The organism is Bradyrhizobium sp. UBA2491, from assembly GCF_002341725.1.
In the GTDB taxonomy this organism is placed as follows: Bacteria; Pseudomonadota; Alphaproteobacteria; order Rhizobiales; family Xanthobacteraceae; genus Bradyrhizobium.
This window is the reverse complement of record NZ_DDOP01000022.1, coordinates 16,183-39,234: the sequence shown is the minus strand read 5'-3', so window position 1 is coordinate 39,234 and position 23,052 is coordinate 16,183. Positions and strand designations below refer to the sequence as shown.

The 23,052-nt window shown below is 65.4% G+C and carries 24 protein-coding genes; 15 read left to right on the top strand and 9 right to left on the bottom strand.

Annotated features, from left to right (window positions below; all coding sequences use genetic code 11):
- Both B2W55_RS06760 and B2W55_RS06755 read right to left on the bottom strand, forming a co-directional pair.
- Positions 1-337 (bottom strand): enoyl-CoA hydratase-related protein (locus tag B2W55_RS06760; RefSeq protein WP_291532198.1); only part of this gene is annotated, 337 nt, incomplete at its 3' end.
- A gap of 15 nt (positions 338-352) precedes the next feature.
- Positions 353-1,573 carry an ABC transporter substrate-binding protein gene (locus tag B2W55_RS06755; protein WP_024579631.1) on the bottom strand — a complete coding sequence of 407 codons (1,221 nt, stop codon included), beginning with the start codon at positions 1,571-1,573 and terminating at the stop codon, positions 353-355.
- 178 nt (positions 1,574-1,751) lie between these two features.
- On the opposite strand from B2W55_RS06755, the gene B2W55_RS06750 reads away from it, so the two are divergent.
- Both B2W55_RS06750 and B2W55_RS06745 read left to right on the top strand, forming a co-directional pair.
- Positions 1,752-2,384: a TetR/AcrR family transcriptional regulator gene (locus tag B2W55_RS06750; RefSeq protein WP_029878852.1), complete on the top strand. Its 633-nt coding sequence runs from the start codon at positions 1,752-1,754 to the stop codon at positions 2,382-2,384.
- 12 nt (positions 2,385-2,396) lie between these two features.
- On the top strand, positions 2,397-3,371 hold the full coding sequence (locus tag B2W55_RS06745) for a glutathione S-transferase family protein (RefSeq protein WP_080891059.1): 975 nt from the start codon (positions 2,397-2,399) through the stop codon (positions 3,369-3,371).
- Between the two features lie 73 nt (positions 3,372-3,444).
- Here B2W55_RS06745 and frc read toward each other — a convergent pair whose 3' ends face one another.
- From frc to B2W55_RS06730, 3 genes are all read right to left on the bottom strand, one after another.
- On the bottom strand, positions 3,445-4,722 hold the full coding sequence (frc, locus tag B2W55_RS06740) for a formyl-CoA transferase (RefSeq protein WP_024579634.1): 1,278 nt from the start codon (positions 4,720-4,722) through the stop codon (positions 3,445-3,447).
- A gap of 60 nt (positions 4,723-4,782) precedes the next feature.
- Positions 4,783-6,516 carry an oxalyl-CoA decarboxylase gene (gene oxc, locus B2W55_RS06735; protein ID WP_024579635.1) on the bottom strand — a complete coding sequence of 578 codons (1,734 nt, stop codon included), beginning with the start codon at positions 6,514-6,516 and terminating at the stop codon, positions 4,783-4,785.
- 71 nt (positions 6,517-6,587) lie between these two features.
- Positions 6,588-7,283, bottom strand: a complete 696-nt coding sequence (locus B2W55_RS06730; RefSeq protein WP_024579636.1) for a GntR family transcriptional regulator — start codon at positions 7,281-7,283, stop codon at positions 6,588-6,590.
- Between the two features lie 216 nt (positions 7,284-7,499).
- Between B2W55_RS06730 and B2W55_RS06725 the strand changes: the two genes are divergently transcribed.
- From B2W55_RS06725 to B2W55_RS06700, 6 genes are all read left to right on the top strand, one after another.
- Entirely contained in the window at positions 7,500-9,629 is a 2,130-nt protein-coding gene (locus tag B2W55_RS06725; RefSeq protein ID WP_024579637.1) for an acetate--CoA ligase family protein, read from the top strand.
- Positions 9,630-9,871: 242 nt separating this feature from the next.
- Entirely contained in the window at positions 9,872-10,669 is a 798-nt protein-coding gene (locus B2W55_RS06720) for a sterol desaturase family protein (RefSeq protein WP_024579638.1), read from the top strand.
- Entirely contained in the window at positions 10,656-11,030 is a 375-nt protein-coding gene (locus tag B2W55_RS06715) for a hypothetical protein (RefSeq protein WP_024579639.1), read from the top strand. Before B2W55_RS06720 ends, B2W55_RS06715 begins: the two co-directional genes overlap by 14 nt.
- A 12-nt stretch (positions 11,031-11,042) precedes the next feature.
- Entirely contained in the window at positions 11,043-11,240 is a 198-nt protein-coding gene (locus B2W55_RS06710) for a hypothetical protein (RefSeq protein WP_024579640.1), read from the top strand.
- 40 nt (positions 11,241-11,280) lie between these two features.
- Positions 11,281-11,589 (top strand): DUF6166 domain-containing protein, encoded by a 309-nt coding sequence (locus tag B2W55_RS06705; RefSeq protein WP_024579641.1) that lies wholly within the window; start codon positions 11,281-11,283, stop codon positions 11,587-11,589.
- A 36-nt stretch (positions 11,590-11,625) separates the two neighbouring features.
- A complete protein-coding gene (locus tag B2W55_RS06700) occupies positions 11,626-12,735 on the top strand; it encodes a Zn-dependent alcohol dehydrogenase (RefSeq protein ID WP_024579642.1) in 1,110 nt (369 codons plus the stop codon).
- Positions 12,736-12,741: 6 nt separating this feature from the next.
- On the opposite strand, the gene B2W55_RS06695 is transcribed toward B2W55_RS06700, so the two are convergent.
- On the bottom strand, positions 12,742-13,500 hold the full coding sequence (locus B2W55_RS06695; protein WP_024579643.1) for a GntR family transcriptional regulator: 759 nt from the start codon (positions 13,498-13,500) through the stop codon (positions 12,742-12,744).
- Between the two features lie 107 nt (positions 13,501-13,607).
- Entirely contained in the window at positions 13,608-15,020 is a 1,413-nt protein-coding gene (locus B2W55_RS06690) for an MFS transporter (RefSeq protein ID WP_024579644.1), read from the bottom strand.
- A 374-nt stretch (positions 15,021-15,394) separates the two neighbouring features.
- Between B2W55_RS06690 and B2W55_RS06685 the strand changes: the two genes are divergently transcribed.
- The 4 genes from B2W55_RS06685 to B2W55_RS06670 all read left to right on the top strand — a co-directional run bounded on the left by B2W55_RS06685 (position 15,395) and on the right by B2W55_RS06670 (position 18,601).
- Positions 15,395-15,802, top strand: coding sequence for a hypothetical protein (locus B2W55_RS06685; RefSeq protein ID WP_024579645.1), 408 nt, complete (start codon positions 15,395-15,397; stop codon positions 15,800-15,802).
- Between the two features lie 152 nt (positions 15,803-15,954).
- Positions 15,955-16,737, top strand: a complete 783-nt coding sequence (locus tag B2W55_RS06680) for an NYN domain-containing protein (protein WP_024579646.1) — start codon at positions 15,955-15,957, stop codon at positions 16,735-16,737.
- Positions 16,738-16,954: 217 nt separating this feature from the next.
- Entirely contained in the window at positions 16,955-17,344 is a 390-nt protein-coding gene (locus B2W55_RS06675) for a DUF1236 domain-containing protein (protein WP_024579647.1), read from the top strand.
- A 195-nt stretch (positions 17,345-17,539) separates the two neighbouring features.
- On the top strand, positions 17,540-18,601 hold the full coding sequence (locus B2W55_RS06670) for a ketopantoate reductase family protein (RefSeq protein ID WP_024579648.1): 1,062 nt from the start codon (positions 17,540-17,542) through the stop codon (positions 18,599-18,601).
- A 114-nt stretch (positions 18,602-18,715) separates the two neighbouring features.
- Here B2W55_RS06670 and B2W55_RS06665 read toward each other — a convergent pair whose 3' ends face one another.
- The gene (locus B2W55_RS06665; protein WP_024579649.1) at positions 18,716-19,318 is read right to left on the bottom strand and encodes a thiamine pyrophosphate-dependent enzyme; all 603 of its coding nucleotides are present in this window, start codon (positions 19,316-19,318) and stop codon (positions 18,716-18,718) included.
- An 8-nt stretch (positions 19,319-19,326) separates the two neighbouring features.
- Positions 19,327-19,878, bottom strand: coding sequence for a thiamine pyrophosphate-binding protein (locus B2W55_RS06660; protein WP_024579650.1), 552 nt, complete (start codon positions 19,876-19,878; stop codon positions 19,327-19,329).
- A gap of 181 nt (positions 19,879-20,059) precedes the next feature.
- On the opposite strand from B2W55_RS06660, the gene B2W55_RS06655 reads away from it, so the two are divergent.
- Genes B2W55_RS06655 through B2W55_RS06645 form a run of 3 tightly spaced genes read left to right on the top strand, consistent with a single transcriptional unit; the run spans position 20,060 to position 22,990 of the window.
- Positions 20,060-21,025 (top strand): Bug family tripartite tricarboxylate transporter substrate binding protein, encoded by a 966-nt coding sequence (locus B2W55_RS06655; protein ID WP_024579651.1) that lies wholly within the window; start codon positions 20,060-20,062, stop codon positions 21,023-21,025.
- A 3-nt stretch (positions 21,026-21,028) separates the two neighbouring features.
- The gene (locus tag B2W55_RS06650; RefSeq protein ID WP_043855591.1) at positions 21,029-21,925 is read left to right on the top strand and encodes an amidohydrolase family protein; all 897 of its coding nucleotides are present in this window, start codon (positions 21,029-21,031) and stop codon (positions 21,923-21,925) included.
- Positions 21,926-21,940: 15 nt separating this feature from the next.
- Positions 21,941-22,990 carry a hydroxyacid dehydrogenase gene (locus B2W55_RS06645; RefSeq protein WP_024579652.1) on the top strand — a complete coding sequence of 350 codons (1,050 nt, stop codon included), beginning with the start codon at positions 21,941-21,943 and terminating at the stop codon, positions 22,988-22,990.
- Positions 22,991-23,052: the final 62 nt, after the last annotated feature.

Sequence of the window (23,052 nt, the reverse complement as noted above, 5' to 3'; positions counted from 1 at the left end):
GCGCGACGCCGAGGCCGCCGGCGCAGGCATAGCCGGCAACGGCCGCGATCACCGGCTTGGAGAGAATGTCGTGGCACGGTCCGTCGGGATCGCCGGCCCACGGCTTGTATGCGTAACCGGCCGCGAGCTCCTTCAGATCAGCGCCGGCGCAGAAGTGGCCGCCGGCGCCGGTCAGCACGGCGACCGCGCGATCCTCGTCGCGATCGAAATCCCGCAGCGCGCGGGTCAGCGCCGCGGCCGTCTCGTTGTCGAGCGCGTTGCGCACCTCCGGACGGTTGATGGTGATGATCGAGACCGGCCCGTCATGCGTGACCAGCAGCTTCGTCATATCAGCCATTGTCGGTCGCGTCCTTCAGTGGGTCTTGAGCAATGGACAATCGCTCTCGCCGGCGGGCCGCCAGGCCTTGTCTCCCGGAATCGTCGCGACGATCTTCCAGTAGTCCCATGGACCCTTCGACTCGCCGGGCTTCTTCACCTCGGTCACATAGAGGTCGCGCAGCAGGCGCCCGTCGGCGCGAATCCGGGCGCCGTGGGTGAACGCGTCTTCGACCGGCAGCTCGCGCATCTTGTCTGCGACCTTTGTGCCGTCGTCGGTTCCCGTTGCCGCGACTGCCTTCAGGTAGTGGACCACCGAACTGTAGACGCCGGCCTGAACGATCGACGGTGGCCGTCCCATTTTGTCCCAGAAGCGCTTGGCGAAGGCACGGCTGCCATCGTCGAGATCGTGATAGTAGGTGGTGGACGAGATCAGGCCCTGTCCGGCGTTCAATCCCATCGCGTGCACGTCGTTGATGAACATCAGGAAGGTCACGACCTGGGTGTTCGCGCCGATCACATTGTATTCGTGGGCCTGCTTGATGGCGTTGCTGGTATCGCTGCCGGCGGTCGCCAGCGCGAGCACCTTGGCGCCCGATCCCTGGGCCTGAAGCAGGTAGGACGAGAAGTCCGGGGTGTCGAGCGGGGCGCGCACGCCGCCGATCACCTTGCCGCCGCCGGCCGCGATCCGCTTGCTCGCCTCGCTCTCCATCGATTTGCCGAACGCGTAGTCCGCCGTGATGAAGAACCAGGTGTCGCCGCCGCGCTTGAGGACGCCTTCCGGAGGCGCCGCGGCCAGCGCGTAGGTGTCGTACATCCAGTGAAAGCTGTATGGCGAGCAGCTTTTTCCGGTCAGCTCGGCCGTCGCCGGGCCCGACATCAGGAAGACCTTCTTGCGCTCGCGCGAGACGGTCTGCATGGCGAGTGCCGCGGCCGAGGAGCCGCCGTCAGCGATGGCGTCGACGCCCTGGGCGTCATAGGCCTGCCGGGCGAGATTGGCGGCGATATCGGGTTTGTTGGCGTGATCGCCGGAGACGATTTCGATTCTCGCGCCGGCGACCTTGCCGCCGAAATCTTCCGCCGCGAGTTCGGCCGCGACGATCGATCCCTTGCCGCCAGCGTCGGCGTAGATGCCGGTCATATCGTTCAGGATGTCGATGCGCACCACGTTGTCGGACATCTGCGCGCATGCCGCCGACGACATCAGGCCGGCGATGACGCCTGCCCCGATCGCGCAGGCGAGGGGTTTCTTCCGCATGGTTCGCTCCCTTTTGTTCTTGCTTCGAGTTTGTTGCTTCGACGCGCGCGACGTCGGCCGGCAATCTGCAATCGTTCGACGCTACGGATGGATCTGAACATACCGCGTAGTATGTTGAAAAATACCCAGTAGTATGTTTGACTGTCAACCTCGCCGCGAGGAGGACGTGTTGGGCAGAATGGGCAGGATCGACGGCGCCGAACCGCTGGCGGATCGGCGCGTGGAAATTCTCGATGCCGCGGCGCGCGCCTTCATGCGGCAGGGCTTCGCAGCGACCTCGATCGACCGGGTGAGCGACGAGATCGGCTCCACCAAGGGCGCCGTCTATTACTACTACCGCAGCAAATCCGAGCTGTTCTTCGCGGTCCATCGCCGCGGCATGGAGCTGACGCAGGCCGCGATCCGGCCACCGTTCGAGATGGACGCTGCGCCGCGCGAGCGCCTGCATGCGATGGCTTTCGCGCACACCTTGCTCGTCATCGATCACCTGCCGTATCTGCGCGTGGCGGCGCAGGGGCTCGAGATGCATTTGCTGGAGCGCACCAATGCGAGCGAGCGAGCCGAACTCGAGGAGGTCGCCGCGCTCCGCGAGACCAACGAGAACCTCTACATCCGCGTCATCAGGGACGGCGTGGCGTCCGGTGGCTTCCGCAGCGTCGACGCCAAGCTCGCGGCCAAGCCGCTGCTCGGAGCGTTGAACTGGACGTCACGGTGGTATCACCCGAGGGATGGCGAGACCCAGGCCAGCAAGAAGAAGCTGGCGCTGTCGATCGCGGATTTCGTGACGGCCGGCCTCGAGATGAAGAATTGAAGCCGACCGGGGATGGCGGATCGGCCGACACCCGTAAAGCGAACTGAGGAGCTGCGGGTGAGCGAGCTCATTCTCCATCACTACGATTTCTCGAACTACTCCGAGAAAGCGCGCGTCGCGATGGGATTCAAGTCGCTGCGTTGGAAGAGCGTGACGATCCCGCCGGTGTTGCCGAAGCCCGACCTGACCCCGATCACGGGCGGCTATCGGCGTGCGCCAGTGCTGCAAATCGGCGCGGACGTCTATTGCGACACGCGGTTGATCCTGAGGGAGCTCGAACGCAGGCATCCCGAGCCGAGCCTGTTTCCGGCGGGCAGCACCGGGCTCGCGAATGCGGTGTCAGCCTGGGCCGAAGGGCCGCTGTTCCGCGCCATCATGCTGTATGCATGGGGCACCAATCACGATCTGATGCCGCCGCAATTGTTCGAAGACCGGGCGGGGATGCGGGGATTGCCGGTGCCGAGCGTCGCATCTGTCGAGCGCGCAGCCGCGCGCAACGCGCCACTGGTGCGAGCGCAACTGCCGCTGGTCGAAGACATGCTGGCCGATCAGCGGACATGGATCTGCGGCGAGCGTTTCACGGTCGCCGACCTGTCGGTGTTTCATGCCCTCTGGTTCCTGACCGATCGAAGCGACCGGCTGGGGCACGAGCTCGCGCACCTGCCCGCCGCCGCAGGCTGGATGCAAAGGATGCGCGGTCTCGGGCACGGCCAACGAGAGGATTTGACGGCTGAAGAGGCGCTGGCGATCGCACGAGACAGCGAGCCTGTACCAAGTTCGCGAAACGGCGTTCGCTATCCCGAAGACCCCGAGCTTGGTAGCTTGGTCGAAGTGCGCGCCGCCGACTACGCCAGGGACGCAATTTTGGGCAGACTCGATTTCCTCGACACCGACGAGATCGCCGTCCGCATCCGCAGCGATCGAGTCGGCGACATCGCCGTCCATTTCCCGCGCATCGGCTTCGAGCTGCGGCCGGTGCGCGGCTAGAGACATCAGTCACTCATGAAAAAGGCCGCCGGAAACCGGCGGCCTTGGCATTGTGGTCTTTGGGAAGGTCGGCTTACTCAGCCGCCTGCTTGCGCGGCGGATCGAGCGCGCCGGAATCGTGGATCTCGGCGACCTGGTGATCCGAGAGGCCGAGCACCTCGCGCAGGATCTCGTCGGTGTGCTCGCCGAGCAGCGGCGAGCGGGCGACGTCGCTCGGGGAGTCCGACAGCTTGATCGGGTTGCCGACCGAGATGTACTTGCCGCGGGTCGGGTGATCGACCTCGACCACGGTGCCGGTCGCGCGCAGCGACTGGTCCTCGGCGAGCTCCTTCATCGACAGGATCGGGCCGCAGGGGATGTCGTCCTTGTTGAGGATCTCCATCGCCTCGAACTTGGTCTTCGTCATCGTCCACTGCTCGATCCGGGCGAAGATCTCGTTCAGGCGCGGCAGGCGGGCCGGCGGCTTGGCGTAGTTCGGATCGGTCTTCCAGGAGGGCTCACCGATCACGTCGCAGATCTTCTCCCAGACCGGCGCCTGGGTGATGAAGTAGATGTAGGCGTTCGGGTCGGTCTCCCAGCCCTTGCACTTCAGGATGCGGCCTGGCTGGCCGCCACCGGAGTCGTTGCCGGCGCGCGGCACGGCGTCGCCGAACGGGACGCCTTCGCCGAACTGGCTGTATTCCTTGAGCGGGCCATGGGCGAGGCGCTGCTGGTCGCGCAGCTTGACCCGCGACAGGTTCAGAACGCCGTCCTGCATCGCGGCGGTGACGCGCTGGCCCTTGCCGGAGTGCGTGCGCTGATAAAGCGCGGTGACGATGCCGAGTGCGAGATGCAGGCCGGTGCCGCTGTCGCCGATCTGCGCGCCGGTGACGAGCGGCACGCCGTCGCGGAAGCCGGTGGTCGAGGCGGCGCCGCCGGTGCACTGCGCGACGTTCTCGTAGACCTTGCAGTCCTCATACGGGCCGGGGCCAAAACCCTTGATCGAGGCGACGATCATCTTCGGGTTGATCGCCTGGATCTTCTCCCAGGGGAAACCCATGCGATCGAGCACGCCAGGGCCGAAATTCTCGACCAGCACGTCGCACTGCTTGATCAGCGCGGTCAGTACTTCCTTGCCCTTCGGGTTCTTGGTGTCGAGCGTGATCGAGCGCTTGTTGTGGTTCAGCATGGTGAAATACAGGCTGTCCACGTTCGGGATGTCCTGCAGCTGGCCGCGCGTGATGTCGCCGACGCCGGGGCGCTCGACCTTGATCACGTCGGCGCCGAACCAGGCCAGCAGCTGCGTGCAGGTCGGTCCGGACTGGACGTGGGTGAAATCGAGAATGCGAACGCCCTTGAGCGCCTTGGTCATAATGTTTTGCTCCGTACTCTGGTCTGCCCCTGCACCCGCAGGGAGTGAAGGGTTGAGGGGTTACTTCTTCTTGCTCAGCACGCTCTGCGGATTGAGATTGCCGATGCGGCCGCTCTCCGAGCCCGCCGCCGGATCGATCACCGCGTTGATCAGCGTCGGCTTGCCGCTGTCCAGCGCCGCGTTGACCGCGCGCTTCAATTCGTCGGGCGAGGTGGCGTTGACGCCGACGCCGCCGAAGGCTTCCATCATCTTGTCGTAGCGCGAGCCCTTGACGAACACGGTGGTCGCCGGATCGTCGCTCATGCCGTTGACGTCGGTGCCGCGATAGATGCCGTCATTGTTGAAGATCACGACGCAGATCGGCAGCTTGTAACGGCAGATGGTCTCGACCTCCATGCCGGAGAAGCCGAACGCGCTGTCGCCTTCGACCGCGAGCACGGGCAGGCCGGTCTCGACCGCCGCCGCGATCGAATAGCCCATGCCGATGCCCATCACGCCCCAGGTGCCGACATCGAGCCGCTTGCGCGGCTTGTGCATGTCGACGACGCCGCGGGCGAGGTCGAGCGTGTTGGCGCCCTCGTTGACGAAGATGGTGTCCGGACGCTCGGCGATGATCGCGCGCAGCGCGCCGAGCGCGCCGTGATAGTCCATCGGCGAGGCGTTGCTCATCAGCTTCGGTGCCATCTTGGCGACGTTGTCGTCGCGCTTCTTGGCGACGGTCGCGAGCCAGTCGCTCGGTGCCGCGCTCCAGTTCGCGCCCATGGCGTCGAGGAAGGCCTGCACGCAGGAGCCGATGTCGCCGACCACGGGAGCCACGATCTCGACGTTGGAGTCCATCTCCTTCGGCTCGATATCGACCTGGATGAACTTCTTCGGGGCCTCGCCCCAGGTCTTGCCCTTGCCGTGCGAGAGCAGCCAGTTGAGCCGGGCGCCGATCAGCATCACGACGTCGGCGTCCTTCAGCACGGTCGAGCGCGCGGCACCCGCGCATTGCGGATGCAGGTCGGGCAGCAGGCCCTTGGCCATGCTCATCGGCAGGAACGGCACGCCGCTTGTCTCGACGAAGTTCTTGATTGCCTCATCCGCCTGCGCATAGGCCGCGCCCTTGCCGAGAATGATGAGCGGCCGCTTTGCGCCCTTCAGCACGTCGAGCGCGCGCTTGACCGACGACGGGGAGGGAATCTGCTCGGGCGCGGCGTCAATCACCTTGACCAGCGACCTCTCGCCGGCATCGGCATTCATCACCTGGCCGAACAGCTTGGCCGGTAAGTCGAGATAGACGCCGCCGGGACGGCCCGACACCGCGGCACGGATGGCGCGCGCGAGACCGATGCCGATGTCCTGGGCGTGCAGCACGCGGAACGCGGCCTTGCACAGCGGCTTGGCGATCGCGAGCTGGTCCATCTCCTCATAGTCGCCCTGCTGCAGATCGACGATCTCGCGCTCCGACGAGCCGGAGATCAGGATCATCGGGAAGCAGTTGGTGGTGGCGTGGGCGAGCGCAGTGAGACCGTTGAGGAAGCCGGGCGCCGACACCGTAAGGCAGACGCCGGGACGCTTGGTCAGGAAGCCCGCGATCGAAGCCGCATAGCCGGCGTTCTGCTCGTGGCGGAACGACAGCACGCGAATGCCCGCCGCCTGGGCCATACGGCCCAGGTCCGTGATCGGGATACCCGGCACACCATAGATGGTGTTGATGCCGTTGAGCTTGAGCGCATCGATGACGAGGTGAAAGCCATCCGTGAGTTCCTGCTCGGTGCCCGGTGCCTCGGACTTCGCAGCGGTATTCAGCATCGGCATCGTCTCCCTGATCGTTCTTGTTCGGACGATCTCGTTGTCGTCAGAAGCGAGTGGACTCGAAGTATCTAAGTGAACAGTTCCTGGCCGTGCGCCTCGACATAAGCGGCAAGACCAAGCGTATGATCGCGGGCGCGCTTCTCGGCCAATTCAGTGTCGCGCGCTTCCAGCGCCTCGATGATCCCGAGGTGCTCGGGCAGCGAGGTCGCGGTGCGGTCCTTGCGGCCGATCGTGAGCTGGCGATAGCCGCGCACATGCAGCAACAGGTCGTTGGTGAGATCGACCAGCACGGGCGATTCCGACAGCGAGATCAGCGCCTGGTGGAAGGCGATGTTGGCCTTGGAATATTCCTCGACGTGATCCTGCGGCAGGCGGTCGGCGCTGAAGTCCTTGAAGAAGTCGCGCAGCGACGAGATGTCCTTCTTGCGCGCGGTGGTCGTGATCAGCCGCGCCGCCATGCTCTCCAGCGCGGCCCAGGCGCGGATCATGTCGACGATCTCGGACTTGGTGCGGCGGACCACGATGATGCCGCGGCGCGGCACGGTCTTCACGAAGCCGTCCTGCTCGAGCATCGCGATTGCTTCGCGGATCGGCGTGCGGCTGACGCCGAGACGTTCGGACAATGCGCGCTCGTCGAGCATCACCGGCTCGGGCGTCGCATAGATGTCCATCTTGAGAATCGCTTCCTTCAAGGCCTCGTAGGCCTTGTTCTTGAAGCTCGTCTCCGGTGCGATCCGGACGATGGCGATATCTGTATCGGCCATGTTAGGCGACGCCTTGGTCTGTTTCGGGTCAGGCACGACTCGTCTCCTCCTCTTGGAGACGTCTTCTTAGCAGAAGAAATTACCTTGGATTTTTGGCATGCCAAATACCAGAATGTCAAGGTGGCCCTATTTTTCGGCGTTTTCAGGCATTGCCCGACCTTGACAATTGCGTTTTTGGCATACCAAATGCCACGAAATTGTCCCAGGAGGAAGCCGATGTCAAACTCGAAGGATGCGGTCCGCAAAATTCTCGATGCGGTCAAGGCCGACAAGCGCACGAGCCTCACCGCGCCCGAAGGCAAGGTGGTCTGCGACGCCTATGGCATTCCGGTGCCGAAGGAGGGCGTCGCCAAGTCGGCCTCCGAGGCCGCGCGCATCGCTTCCGACATGGGTTTTCCGGTCGTGATGAAGATCGTCTCGCCCGACATCCTGCATAAGACCGAGGCCGGCGGCGTCGTGGTCGGCGTCAAGAACACGGCGGACGCCGAGAAGAGCTACGAGACCATTCTGGCCAACGCCAGGAAGTACAAGGCCGATGCCAAGATCGAGGGCATCCAGGTGCAGCAGATGCTGGGCGGCGGCACCGAGGTGATCGTCGGCTCGATCACCGACGGCTCGTTCGGCAAGCTGGTCGCCTTCGGCCTCGGCGGCGTGCTGGTCGAAATCCTCAAGGACATCACCTTCCGCCTCGCGCCCGCGACCAAGGACGACGCGCTGTCGATGCTCGACGGCATCCAGGCCCATGAGATGCTGAAGGGCGTGCGCGGCGGCGAGCCGGTCAACCGCGAGGCGCTGGCCGACGTCATCGTCAAGGTCTCGCAACTCGTCAGCGACTTCCCCGAGATCGTCGAGCTCGACCTCAATCCGGTGTTCGCCACCAGCAAGAACGCCATCGCGGCCGACGTCCGCATCGTCGTCGACTTCGACTACAAGCCGCGCCCGGCGCCGCGCCCGACCGAGGAGATCGTGGCGGCGATGAGCCGCATCATGCAGCCGAAGGGCGTGGCGGTGATCGGCGCCTCCGCCGAGGACGGCAAGATCGGCAACTCGGTGATGAAGAACCTCATCAACGGCGGCTACAAGGGCGAGATCTATCCGATCCACCCCAAGGCGGAAGAGATTTTGGGCTACAAGGCCTACAAGAGCGTCAAGGATGTCCCCGGCGTGATCGACACGGCGGTGTTCGCGATCCCCGCGAAATTCGTCGCCGGCGCGCTCGCCGAATGCGGCGAAAAGAAAATCCCCGGCGCGGTGCTGATTCCCTCGGGCTTTGCCGAGGCCGGCGCGCCCGAATTGCAGGCCGAGATCGTCGAGGTCGGCAAGAAGTACAACATCCGCCTGATGGGGCCGAACATCTACGGCTTCTACTATACGCCGGCCAATCTCTGCGCGACCTTCTGCACCGCCTACGACGTCAAGGGCCACGCCGCGCTGTCGTCGCAGTCGGGCGGCATCGGCATGGCGATCATCGGCTTCTCGCGTTCGGCCAAGATGGGCGTGTCGGCGATCGTCGGTCTCGGCAACAAGTCCGACATCGACGAGGACGATCTGCTCGCCTTCTTCGAGCAGGATCCCAACACCAATCTGATCGCGCAGCACTGCGAGGACCTCAAGGACGGCCGCGCCTTCGCCGAAGCCGCCAAGCGCGTCTCCAAGAAGAAGCCGGTGGTGGTGCTCAAGGCCGGCCGCACCTCGGCTGGCGCCAAGGCCGCCTCGTCGCACACCGGCGCGCTCGCCGGCAACGACAAGATCTATGAGGACGTGTTCAAGCAGTCCGGCGTGATCCGCGCGCGCAGCCTGCGGCAATTGCTGGAATTCGCCCGCGGCGTGCCGGTGCTGCCGACGCCGAAGGGCGAGAACATCCTGATCATCACCGGCGCCGGTGGCTCCGGCGTGCTGCTGTCGGACTCCGTGGTCGATAACGGCCTGTCGCTGATGGCGATGCCGCCGGATCTCGATGCCGCGTTCCGCAAGTTCATTCCGCCATTCGGCGCGGCGGGCAATCCCGTCGACATCACCGGTGGCGAGCCGCCGATCACCTATGTCAACACCGTCAAGCTCGGCCTGTCGGATGAGCGCATCCACGCGCTGATCCTCGGTTACTGGCACACCATCGTGACGCCGCCGATGGTGTTCGCGCGCAACATGGTGGAGGTGAAGAAGGAGATGGAGGCGAAGGGCTTCGTCAAGCCGATGGTCGCCTCGCTCGCCGGCGACGTCGAGGTCGAGGAGGCCGCCGAATATCTCTATCAGCACGGCATCCCGGCCTATGCTTATTCGACCGAGCTGCCGGTCGAGGTGCTGGGTGGCAAGTACAAATGGGCACGCGGCGCGGGCCTGCTCTGAGCTTCTGATCCTTCGAATTCGACAGGCCGCCTCGGACACCGTCCGGGGCGGCTTTTTCATTGCATCGGCCGAGCTGAAACGTGCCGTCAGGGACGGGCGGGCAGGGAAGGCAGCGCGGCTCTTGCCTCCGTTCAGCTCGCGTGAGTTCCGCACCGCATCCCGTGATCCCCGGACCGGAGCCGGCTTGCCTTCCGCATCTGATGTGCTACTGATATATCAGATAAACGATGGAGGAAGCTGCAATGGAGTTGGCTGCAACAGGGATGACCGATCGCCAGCGCAAATATCGTGCGACCTACCGCGAGCGCGTGGTCGGCTGGTACAATGGCTGGCTGCATGTCGTGCTGATCTACACGATCGGCTTCACGGCGCTGTATGTCTACCTGGCCAATCTGCATGACGTGAAGTGGTGGGAATATCTCACCATTCCCGTGGTCTTCCTGATCGCGAACTTCTTCGAATGGGCGGTGCATCGCTTCGTCATGCACCGGCCCTCGAACGTGCCGCTGTTGCGCGCGATCTACAGCCGCCACACGCTGATGCACCATCAGTTCTTCACCGAGGAGGAGATGCGGTTTGCCGACCATCACGACTGGCGCGTCACCTTCTTCCCGCCCTATGCGCTCGTCGTGTTCACCTTGATGTCGATCCCGCCGGCGATCGTCGCCGGGCTCGTGATCTCGGCCAATACCGGCTGGCTGCTGATCACCACGACCACGTCGATGTATCTGATCTACGAATTCATGCACTTCTGCTGCCACGTCGAGGAAAATGCCTTCGTGCGCAACATGCCGTTCGTCAACACCATCCGCCGGCATCACACCGCCCATCACAACCAGTCGATCATGATGGAGCGCAACATGAACCTGACCTTCCCGGTGATGGACTACGCTTTCGGCACCTCCGATCTCAATCGCGGCCTGCTCGGCCACGTCTTCAACGGCTACAGCACGCGCTACGTGAAGACCGACATGCGGCGCACGGCGCGGACGCCGCGGGTCGTGGTAAAGGAGCAGCCGGTGCCGCATGCCGCAGCTTGAACCGAATCTCGCGGGTCTTGCCTGGTTCGGCCTGCTGTGGAGCGTGTGTTGCATCGGCTTCCTGCAACTCGCCGGCATGTACCCGCTGCGTGGCCGCCGGGCGCTGCCGATGACGCTGACCGTCCTGTGGGCGATGTTGCTGGCCGGCACGCTGGCATTCGCCCTGGTCGAGCTGCGCTGGACCACGATCGTCGTGGTGGGCGGGGTATTGTTCCTATTCTTGCCCGCGTTGTTCCAGGCGCTACCCGAATGGTGGCGCGACGGGCACGCGGGATTGCGCCTGTCGTGTTGTGCGATGGTCGCGGCGCTTGCGCTGCTCGCCGGTGTCGCCGCGCCATCGTTGCATAATTGGATGATCTGAAGGGAGATCGCGATGCCCAGCCACATCAAGCTCATGCTGTCGCTGGCGTGCCTCGCCACCGCGGCTTGTGGGTATTTTTTCATGGTCTATCTCGGACAACAGGGTCCGAGCTATGCGGTCGCCTTCCTCGGCGTGTTCGCCACGGTCGCGATGTGGATCTTCCCGGAGGTCGTCAAGAAGGACCTCAAGATGCGCCCGCCGGGATCCTGACCGGGGTCGTGACGTGATGCTGCTGCACAGGGAGGATGCGATGGCGAGCTATACCGGGGACCGCACCATCGACGGCATTTCGGTGCAGGTCGACGGCGAGCCGCTGTCGCCGCATTACGATCAGCTCCGGCTCACCGAACACGGCTTTGAATGGAGCTATGAGGGGCCCGAGCCGGCGCAGCTGGCGTTCGCGCTGCTCTATCACCACCTGCGCGACGCCACTGCCGCGAAGGCGCTGCACGCGGCGTTCATGCGCCGCGTCGTCGCCAATTTCGACAATGAATGGGAGCTCTCCTCGGCCGATCTCGACGAGGCGGTCGCGGCACTGCGGTCCGGACAGACGGTGTAACCCTACGCGCATGCCCCCGGCGGAGAGCCTGTCCAGATGACCCTGACCTGCCGCGCGGCGGTGCTGCATCGAAGCGGAACGCCGCTCTCCGTCGAACGTATCTCGCTGGCGTCGCCCACGCCGACCGATGTCGTGGTAAAGCTCCGTGCCGCGGGGCTCTGCCACACCGACCTCGAGGTGATCGATGGATCGCTGCGCTATCCGTTGCCGATGATCCTCGGCCATGAGGCGGCCGGCGTGGTCGAGGAGGTCGGCAGCGCGGTGCGCGACATCCGTGCCGGCGATCACGTCGTGCTGTCCTGGAATCCGCACTGCGGCCACTGCTTTCACTGCGACCGCGCGCAGCCGATCCTGTGCGAGACCTATCTCGCCAGGGGCGCAGAAGGCGTGCATTTCGACGGCAGCTCGAAGGCGCAGCTCGCGGACGGCGCGAAGCTGGCGCATCTGATGTTCCTCGGCGCATTCTCCGAATATGTCGTGCTGCCGGCGCAGCAGGCGATCGTCGTGGCCAGGGAGATCCCGTTCGACCGTGCCTGCCTGATCGGCTGCGGCGTCATGACCGGCGTCGGCGCGGCGTTGAATGTCGCCGAGATCGGCCACGGCGACACCGTGATGGTCGCGGGCTGCGGCGCGGTCGGGCTGGCCGCGGTGCAGGGTGCCCGGCTTGCCGGCGCCGGTGCCATCATTGCGGTCGATCTCGACGATGCCAAGCTTGCGCTGGCGCGGAAGCTCGGTGCGACGCATACCGTCAACGTTGCGCACAGCGACCCGGTCCAGTTCGCCAGGGAGGCGACGCGCGGGCGAGGGGCGGACGTCATCCTCGAAGCGGCCGGGCACCCGCTGGCGTTCCGGCAGACTGCGGAGGCGGTGCGGCCGGGCGGTCAGGTGATCTGGCTCGGCAAGATCGACGTCTCGCACGATGTGAGCTTCCGCTGGGGCGCATTGATGGGCGAGAAGCGGTTTCGCCGCTCGAGCTATGGCGGCGCGCGGCCGCGGCGTGACTTTCCCTGGCTGGCGCGGGCCTATCTCGATGGCCGGCTCAAGCTCGACGAGCTGATCACCGGCCGCTGCACGCTCGACGGCATCAATGACGGCTTCGAGGCATTGCGCCGCGGGCGGTCGATCCGCACGGTCGTCGAATTCTGAAAGCTTTCACAGCGTCGAGCGCGCAAAGCTCTCGATGTAGTCGATCAGGCTGTCGGACGCCGCCCCCGCAGCGTCGACGCGCCGCTCGGCGATGGCCTCGGCGACGTCGGCATGCAGCCGCGCCGCGAGCGGCAGGTCGGCGGCTTCCTTGTAATGCTGGTACCAGAACCGGCGCGACAGGCCGTGCATCAGGCCCATGGCGCGGGAGGCGAACTCGTTGCGTGACGCCGCGGAGACCAGCGTATTGAACTGGTGGTCCAGCCGCATGAACAGGAGATCGTCGGATTTCTCCGCCGCGCGCCGCATGCCGGTGGCGATCTCGGCGAACTGGGCGCGCTGCTCGCTGGTGGCGCGCTCGGCCGCGCCGCGTGCCATCAGCCGTTCCAGCTCGCGCCGCACTTCGAGCAGGCGAAGCTGCGCGCGCAGGTCGATCTCCGACACCAGCACGCCGCGGCGGGCGAGGATGTTGACCAGGCCATCGCGCGACAGGCGCTGCAAGGCCTCACGGATCGGAGTGCGGCCGATGTCGAGCCGCTTGGCGAGCACCAGCTCGGAGAGCGCGGTGCCGGGCGGCAGTTGCAGCGTCACGATCAGCTCTTCCAGCTCGGCATAGGCACGATCGGTCAGCGTGACGTCGCTTTGCGGGAGCCGGGCTTGCGCCGCAGCGCGTGACTTGTCACCGGTAGCCGACGATGACCGCGCCGGCCGGCGACTACCTGCTGCGCGCGCGCGCGCCGTGCTGGATCGTTTGTTCGAATCTGCCATCGAGATCATGAGTGCTACGATCCAGCAGATATCTCACACGCCTGACGGCACTGACAAGGCCGCTCGGTCCGCGGCGCACCGATTCGGTGCGCAGCGAGCAGCACCCGTCAGTGCGAGATGCTTTCCAGCGTCCGGCCGCGGGTTTCCTCGCCAAGCAGCAGCACAGCGAGGGCCGCGATCACGAATGCGCCGGCACCGAGCGCGAAAACGCCACTTTGTCCCGCCGCCGGGAGAATCACGCCGATCACGTAGGGGCCGATCAGCGAACCGATTCGGCCGACCGCGGACGCAAAACCCGTTCCGGTGGCACGGACATGGGTCGGGTACAGTTCAGGCGTGTAGGCGTAGAGCGCCGACCACATCCCGAACAGGAAGAACTGCATGCACAGGCCGGCGATGATGAGTTGGGTCTGGTCCGCCGCCGAGCCGTAGAAGTGGCAGGCGATCGCGCCGCACAGCAGGTTCATCACCAGCGTCGCCTTTCGTCCCCAGGATTCCACGAGCCAGGCCGAAACCAGGAAGCCGGGGATGCCCGCGAGCGAGATCATGATGGTGTAGAACACCGATTTGGTGATCGGGAATCCCTTGGCCTGGAGCAGTGCTCCGAGCCACGTGGTCAGGCCGTAGAAGCCGAGCAGGGCAAAGAACCACAAGGTCCACAGCATCGTGGTCCGCTTGGCGTAGATGCCTGAAAACAGCGTCCTCAGGCCGGTGACCTCGGGCGCGGGCGCGGCCGCCTGGCGCACGACCGGCGGCAGTTCCCCGCCGCCGAGACGGTCGCGGACCTTGCTCTCGATGTCGCGTACCGTCGACTCGGCCCGGTCCGAATGGCCGTGCGACGCGAGCCAGCGCGGCGATTCCGGAACGTAGCGGCGCACCACGAGCACGAAGACGGCCGGGATCGCCTGAAGGATGAAGACCCAGCGCCAGTCGGCGACTTGCAGCACGAAATAGGTCAACAGGCCCGAGGCGATGAAGCCGAGCGGCCAGAACCCCTCGAGGAACGCGATATAGCGGCCGCGGTTGCGGGCCGGCATGATTTCCGAGACCATCGATTGCGCGACCGGAAACTCCATGCCCATTCCGAAGCCGAGCAGCAGGCGGGAGGCGCCGAGCGCGGTCGCCGTCGTGGAGAGGCCGCAGCACAGGCTGCCCAATCCCCAGAAGATCATGCTGACCTGGAAGACGCGGGCGCGGCCGAAGCGGTCGGCCAGCATGCCGGCGGAAGCGGCGCCGGCGAACATGCCGAGGAAGCTCATGCTGGACAACAGGCCTGCTTCCGCGGTCGAGAGGCCAAAGGTCTGACGGATCGAGCCGAGCACGAAGGTCAGCGCGGCGAGGTCCATGCTGTCGAAGAACCACGCCGTCGCGATGATCCCGAAGATCCAGCGCTGATAGGAGGTCAGCGGCAGGCGTTCGAGCCGTGCCGCGATATCGGCGACCTGCTGCGCCTGCGCGGTTCGCGCGACGGCGGCCGGAGCCCGGCTACCAGCTGCTGCGGTGACGTCGGAAACGGTCATGCTGTCCTCCCCAGGTGGACGTTGGCGGGCTCTTGGCGGCCCTTCCGTAAGATGTCACATAGATGGCAGTGATATGTCAATTGGTTGTCAGGTGCGGGAAGGTAGCTGGCGGCGGGAATTGGACTTTGCCGGCAGGGGCAAATCGACGCGCGGCGCGCGCCGGCCGTCATCCGAGCCGGTCTCGATCAGGCCGCACGATGGCGCTGCGGACCGCCATCCAAGCAGCATCGAAATCCGGTTAACGGCATTGGAGAAATCGGGGCTTATCGGATAAGCCGGCTTTAAGGCGGAACCGACTAGATCTGCTCGGGCTGCAACGTGCTCGATGCCTGGAGGGCCTCGCATGTTGCGTCCGGAGGAGGCGCTTACCCGACATGTCAGCTCAGATGGATCTGGATTTCGCAACCGATGATCGTGCCCGGGCGCAGATCGGCGCGGCGGTGGGCTATCTGCTCAGGGACGCGACCGGCGTCGCGCGTGAGCATGCCGTCGAGACGATCGTCGAGATGGTGCGCGAGATCGCAAGCCGGCCGCACGCGGTCGAATCGGTCTCGATCCAGCCGCTGATGAGCGGCGTCGCCTATCGCGACTTCGTCATCGATGCCTACCGACGCGACGTCGATCGCTGGCGCGCGACCATCCGCCGTGCGAACGGCAAGAAGATCCGGATCGCCTCTCCGCCGTCGGTCCGCGACGAGGCCACGACGACGGCCGATGCGATCACCGCCGAGAAGGCGATCGAGTTCGCCCGACGGGCGATCGACCTGGGTGAGGTGATCTGATCCGCCCCGTCTCCGGTTGCCGTCGCCGCGAATCTCCGGACGACGGCCGCTGAGCCTATGCTTGGGACGCGTGATGTGCTCCGATGCGACCGCTGCGCCGGCTCGGGAGCCGGCCGCGAAATCATCCATCGTACCCGAGCTCGAGAAACGCCATGCCGTCGGAACTCCGTTCGCCCCGTCTCGCCGTCCTGATCGACGCCGACAACGCATCCGCAAGAATTGCCGATGGGCTGTTCGAGGAGATCGCCAAGATCGGCGAGGCCAGCGTGCGCCGCATCTACGGCGACTTCTCCAATCCACGATCCAAGGGCTGGGCCGACGTGCTGTCCAAGCACGCCATCATCCCCCAGCAGCAATTCGCCTATACGACCGGGAAGAATGCGTCCGACATCACCCTGGTCATCGACGCCATGGACCTGCTGCATAGCGGCCGGTTCGACGGCTTCTGCCTGGTGTCGTCGGACAGCGATTTCACCCGGCTTGCCGCCCGCATCCGCGAGCACGGCATCGACGTGTTCGGGTTCGGCGAGCAGAAGACGCCGGAGAGTTTTCGGCAGGCCTGCCGCAGGTTCGTCTATACCGAGATCTTGCGCGGCGGCGCTGCGAGCAGTCAGGACACCGCCGCACGTGCCCAGCCGCTGCAACCGCCCGAAGCCGCCACGCCGATCATCAAGAAGGTGCTCGGCCAGATCGCCAGCGAAGACGGCTGGGTGACGCTTGGCGAAGTCGGACGCCAGATTACCAATGTCGCACCCGACTTCGATCAGAGGACCTACGGCTTCCGCACGCTCGGCGAACTGGTGCGCAGGACAAACGCCTTCGAGATAGATCACCCCAAGGGCGGGTCGATGCGGATCCGGATCAAGCCGACGGCTGCACCGGCACCGAGACGGCGAGCGCCAAGGCGGCGCGCCGAACAGAAGCCGCCGGAGTGAACAGCACGCGCTGCGGACCGCTCTGAATCGTCTCTGGACCTGAACCAATGATGAATGCCGTTTGCGACCTGCTCGAAGCGGCATTCTCATTTGCTCCGGAATCACAGCCAGTTGCTGCGGAACTGGAATGTGCGGGCAAGTCGTCGTGCGGGAACTGGAACGTCTCATTCGCTCCGATGTTGAGATGCGTCGATCAACTCGGAGGAGGAGAATGATGATGAACAAGCGTTTTGCAGTTTCCCTTGTCGCTGCCGCGTCGCTGCTCGCGTCCGGCTCGGCCTTCGCGCAATCCACGACCGCTGCGGGCGCTGCGAACGGCGCGCGGGCCGGCGGCGAAATCGCGGGTCCCGTTGGCGAGATCGTCGGTGGCACGGTGGGTGCCGCGGTCGGCGCCGGCCTCGAGATTCCGAACGCGGTGATCACCTCGATTCCACGCGACGAGCCGTCGGTGGTGGTGCGCGAACGCGTCGTGGTCGGCGAACCGCTGCCCGACACCGTGGTGCTGCGTCCGGTGCCGCGCTACACTGAATATCGCTACGCGGTCGTCAATGATCGCCGCGTGATCGTCGATGCGCGCACCCACCGGATCGTCAAGATCATCGACTGATCGTGCGGCATTCCTGATCGTCGACATCCTCGCGGGCACATCGCCCGCGGGGATGTCGTTTGCTCCCATGAATACCGGCATGGCACGGGCCCGCTTTTTTCATGAAGCGGCCCGTTGGCCTGACCGCCCGATCCCCTAGACTGCTCCGCAACGAGCGGACGCAACGCGCGTTCGCGTGAAAGCAGGGGACGGAACATGGGCCGCAAGATCGCGATCGTCGGAGCTGGGGCTGTCGGCGGCTACGCCGGTGCGCATATGGTGCAGGCGGGTGAAGACGTCACCTTCATCGATCCGTGGCCCGAGCATGTCGCGCACATGCGCAAGCATGGACTGCGCGTCACCCACGCGATGGATGTCGCCGAGTTCTCGGTCCCGGTCCGCGCGCTGCACGTCACCGACGCGCAGCAACTCGCCAAGGAGAAGCCGGTCGACATCGCCTTCGTCTGCATGAAATCCTACGACACCGCCTGGGCCACCATGCTGATCCGGCAATATCTGGCCGCGGACGGTTACGTCGTGTCGTTGCAGAACTGCATGAACGAGGAGACCATCGCCGGCGTCGTCGGCTGGGGCAAGACGCTCGGCTGTATCGCGAGCAGCATCACCGTCAATCTGCCGGAGCCGGGCCACATCCACCGCGGTGCCGGCAAGGGCGGGGCGACGCACACCGTGTTTCGCGCCGGCGAGGTGCATGGCCGTATCACGTCGCGGGCGGAGGAGGTTTGCCGGTTGGTCGGCCATTCCGATAGCGCCAAGGTCACTTCCAATCTCTGGGGCGAGCGCTGGTCCAAGCTGGTTGCCAACGTGATGGGCAACGGGCTGTCGGCGTGCACCGGCCTGCCGGGTGGCGAGGTGCTGCAAAGCGAGCCGCTGCGCCGCTTCTCGACCCGGCTCGGCAGTGAGGCGATCCGCGTCGGCCAGGCACAGGGCTATCAGCTCGAGGAAATCCTGCACCTGCTGCCCGAGACCATCGCCCGTGCCGGCGAGGGCGACGAAACCGCGATCCGCGCCTGCGACGAACAGCGCTTCAAGGACAGTAAGCGCACCTCATCCACGCAGCGCCCCTCGATGGGCCAGGACATGCAGAAGGGCCGCCGCACCGAGATCGAATTCTTGAACGGTTTTGTTGTGCGCGAGGGTGAGAAGCTCGGCCTTGCCTGCAATGCCAATGCCGCGCTGACCGACATCGTCAAGCGCGTCGAGCGCGGCGAGCTGAAGCCGGACCCAAGGCATATCACCGAGCTGCGGATGAATTGAGTATATAGCGTCGTCATTGCGAGGAGCGTAGCGACGAAGCAATCCATCTCTCCACATGTGCGGAAAGATGGATTGCTTCGCTCCGCTCGCAATGACGGTACTTAGGCAGTTTTCCTACAGCAACTGCCGCACTCCCATCCCATGCATGAAGCGCTCGCGGATCTGCACGGGGTCGCGCCTTGTCGTGCCGGTGCCCGGCTTGTCGTCGATGCGGACGCCGATCAGCGTGGGGGCGGGAGCCGATTTCGACTGCTCGATCAATCGGTCGAAATCATCCTCGTCGGCGGCCCAGGAACTGTTGGCGAGGCCGCTGGCGAGTGCGATTGCGACGATATCGGTATGGCTCGCCGCCGGGGTCGGCTGGCTGCCGGTGATCTGGTAGATGCCGTTGTCCATCACCACCATGGTGAGGTTGTTCGGCGCCAGCGTCGCGATGGTCGAGAGGCAGCCGAGCTGCATCAGCAGCGAGCCGTCGCCTTCCAGCGCGAACACCCGTCGCTTCGGTTGCGCCAGCGCAACGCCAAGCGCGATCGGAAACGCAAGTCCCATGCTGCCCAGCATGTAGAAATTCTCAGGCCGGTGGCCGGCGGCCCAAAGATCAAAGTTGGTGTTGCCGATGCCGCCGATCACGGCCTCGTCCTTCAGCTTTGTGACGAGGCGCTGCGTCAGATCGAAGCGGTTCATCACCTTGGTGTTGCGCGCGGGCGTGCTGGTCATGGCTGATCTCACTTGTCGAAGGTCTTGCCGCCGGTCAACAGCGGCGAGAGGATCAGCGCCACCGGCGCCTGGGTGGTGATCGCCTGCTTGATCGAACGGTCGGCGATGAATTCGAGCTCGTCGAGCCGGGTGACGGTGTGGTGCTCCATCGCCAGCGAATCCAGCACCGGGCGCATGGTGCGGCAGACCAGCGCCTGGCCGTAATTGAACTCACCGAGCGTGCCGCGCTCGGAGACGAACATGATCAGCGGGATCTGGTAGGGTACTGCGAGCGAGGCCAGCACGTTGGCGAGCGTGGCAAAGCCCGAGGTCTGCATCAGCACCGCGCCGCGCGTGCCGGCCATCCAGGCGCCGGAGACGATGCCGACGGCCTCTTCCTCGCGTGCGGTCGGAAATGTCGTGAAATACGGGTCGGCGTGCAGGTTCTTGATCAGGGTGGTCAGCACCCGGTCGGGCACATAGGGCACCAGCCTGATCTCGTTCCGCTTCAGCGTCTGCAGCACGATGTCGTGCCAGGTCGTCCCCGATGTCTGGGACGAGGCTTGTTCCGCGGCCGCCATCCTGTTCTCCCTGCTCGCGCGACGCTGATGTTCGCTTGCGCGTCGAAACTTGACGCGGTGCCTGTGATTGTCAACATGCCGTGGTCGCAACGCGATCTGCGGAATTCAGCCATCGCGACGCCAGACCGGCGTGCGATAAAAACGGCAAAGGAACGGAACGATCAAGGGACGGGAGGCGTCGATGGCCGGATGGGCCTGGCGGACCGCCATTGCAGCAGCGGCCATGCTTGCGGCCGGCTTCGCGTCGGCTCAGCCGTATCCGGCCAAGGCCGTTCATATCCTCGTTCCCTATCCACCCGGCGGCGGCGTCGACGTGCTGACACGCACGTTGGCCGAAACCGTGTCGAAATCCTGGACGCAATCGATCGTGGTCGAGAACCGGCCCGGCGCCGGCGGGGTGATCGCCTCGCAGGCGATCGCGACCTCGGCGCCCGACGGCTACAATCTGATCATGGTGGCGAGCGGCCACGCCACCAATCCGTTCCTCTATCCGAAGCTGCCCTACGACACGTTCAAGGATTTCTCGCCGATCTCGCTGTTGGCATCGTCGCCGAACGTGCTGCTGGTCCGCGCGGACTCCCCGTTCAAGTCGGTCGGCGACGTCATCGCGGCGGCGAAGGCCAAGCCGGGCAGCCTGTCGTTCGCCCATGCCGGCAACGGCACCTCGACCCATCTGGCCGGCGAGTTGCTCAATAGTCTCGCGAAGATCGATCTCAGGGCGATCCCCTACAAGGGCGGCGCGCCGGCGATCAACGACCTGCTCGGCGGGCAGATTCCGATGTCGTTCAACAACGGACCGGAATCGGTCGGGCAGTTGCAGGCCGGCACGGTCCGCGCGCTGGCGGTGACGACGGCGTCGCGCGCGCCGTTCCTGCCTGATGTGCCGAGCATGTCGGAGACCGTGCCGGGTTACGACACCGAGGTGTGGTGGGGCCTGCTCGGACCCGGCAGCATGCCACCCGATCTGGTGGCGAAGATCTCGCGCGATTTCGTCGCGGCGGTGAATACCGATGATGTGAAGGAGCGGCTCGGCAAGCTCGGTGCGATCTCGATCGGCTCGACGCCCGACCAGTTCGCGGCCAAGATCAAGGCCGACTACGACAAATGGGGGCCGATCATCAAGGCCGCCGGCATGAAGGCGGAATAGCAGATGGCCGCGTCAGAGATCCCTGCCTGCCTGCCGCCGCGTCCGGTGACGCCGCCGCGCGAGAAGCTGCCGGCGAAAGCCTGCGACACCCATGCGCATGTGTTCGGGCCGGCCGACCGCTTCCCCTATGCCGGCGATCGCAGCTACACGCCGCCTGACGCGCCGCTTGCAAGCTATCTCGGCATGCTCGATGCGCTCGGCTTCGCCCGTGGTGTGCTGGTGCAGGGCAGCGCGCATGGCCGCGACAATTCGGCGATGCTGGATGCCTTGCAGCGCGAGCCTGCGCGGCTGCGCGGCGTCGCGGTGGCCGATGCTGACGTCGCGGCGGGCACGCTGCGGCAATGGCACGTGCTTGGCATACGCGCATTGCGCTTCAACCACTTCTTCCGCGGCGGCCAGTTGCACTATCGCGGCGGCATTCCGCTCGGCGTTGCCGAGACCCATGCGCCGGTGATGGCCGAGCTCGGCTGGCACCTGCAACTCTGGATCGACGTCAAGGACTTGCCTGACACGATCCCGGTGCTGAAGGCATTGGGCCTGCCGGTCGTGGTCGATCACATGGGCCGCACCGATGCGCGCGCCGGCGTCGACACCGCGGGCTTTCAGAGCCTGCTGCGCGCGGTCGGTGAGGGCTGGTGTTGGGCCAAGCTCTCGGGTGCGCATCGCCTCAGCCTTCAGGCGCCCGACTATCCCGACGCGCGGCCGTTCCATGAGGCACTGGTGTCGGCGAACCCCGAAAAGCTGGTGTGGGGCGGCGACTGGCCGCATCCGCGGGTCGAGGGCGAAATGCCCAATGCCGGCCATCTGCTCGACTTGTTTCACGAATGGACGCCGGATGCCGCGACACGTCACCGCATCCTCGTCGACAATCCCGCAAGACTCTATGGCTTCCCAAACTGAGAGTTGCTCGAAGACATGACCGTCAACAACAAGCGCGTGTTCTACGTCAAATACCTCGCCCACGAGATCTATGCCGATACCCTGAAGAGGCGGCCGGATGTCCGGCTCGATCGCCTGGAGAACGAGACGCCGGAGGCGCAATTCGCGCCCGTCCTGGCTGACGCGCATGCCTATCAGATCGGTGCGGCACGCGATGAGCTGGCGCCGCACTTCCACGCCCATGCCGAGCTGCTGAAGCGGGCACCGAACCTGTTGATCGTGTCCTCGAACGGCGCTGGCTTCGATCCCGTCGACGTCGAGGCCTGCACCGCGGCGGGCGTGCTGGTCGTCAACCAGTCCGGCGGCAACGCCAACTCGGTGGCCGAGCACGCGCTGGGCATGATGCTGACGCTGTCGAAGCGGATCATCCAGTCCGACCGCCGGCTGCGGCGCGAGGCCAATGTCAACCGCAACGACCTGATCGGCAATGAGCTGAAGGAGAAGACCGTCGGCATCGTCGGTCTCGGCAATGTCGGCCGCCGCATCGCCGAGCTGTGCAAGGGCCTGCTGCACATGAAGGTGATCGCCTACGATCCGTATCTGACGGCCGACGAGATGGCGAAGCGGGGCGGCGAGAAGGTCGAGCTCGACGATCTCTTGCGTCGCGCCGACTTCGTCTCGATCTCCTGTCCGCTGGACGGCAAGAGCCGGGGCATGATCGGCGCGCGTGAATTCGCGCTGATGCAGCCTCATGCGTACTTCGTCACGACGGCGCGCGGCTTCATCCATGACGAGAAGGCCTTGGAAGAGGCACTGAGGGACAAGCGCATCGCCGGTGCCGGCCTCGACGTCTGGGCCAAGGAACCGCCGCCGCCGGATCATCCGCTGCTGCAGTTCGACAATGTGCTGGCGAGTCCGCACACCGCCGGCGTCACCCGCGAGGCGCGCATCAACATGGGCCGGATCGCGGCCGAACAGATCCTCGACGCCCTCGACGGCAAGCGCCCGCCGCGCATCATCAATCCCGAGGTCTGGCCGGTGTATGCCAAGCGGTTCGAGCAGGCGTTCGGGTTCTTGCCGGGGTAGGGCGCGGTAGTCGGTCTCGCCTTTGTCAGGTGAGCACGCTTGTCAGGCTCCCTCTCCCCTTG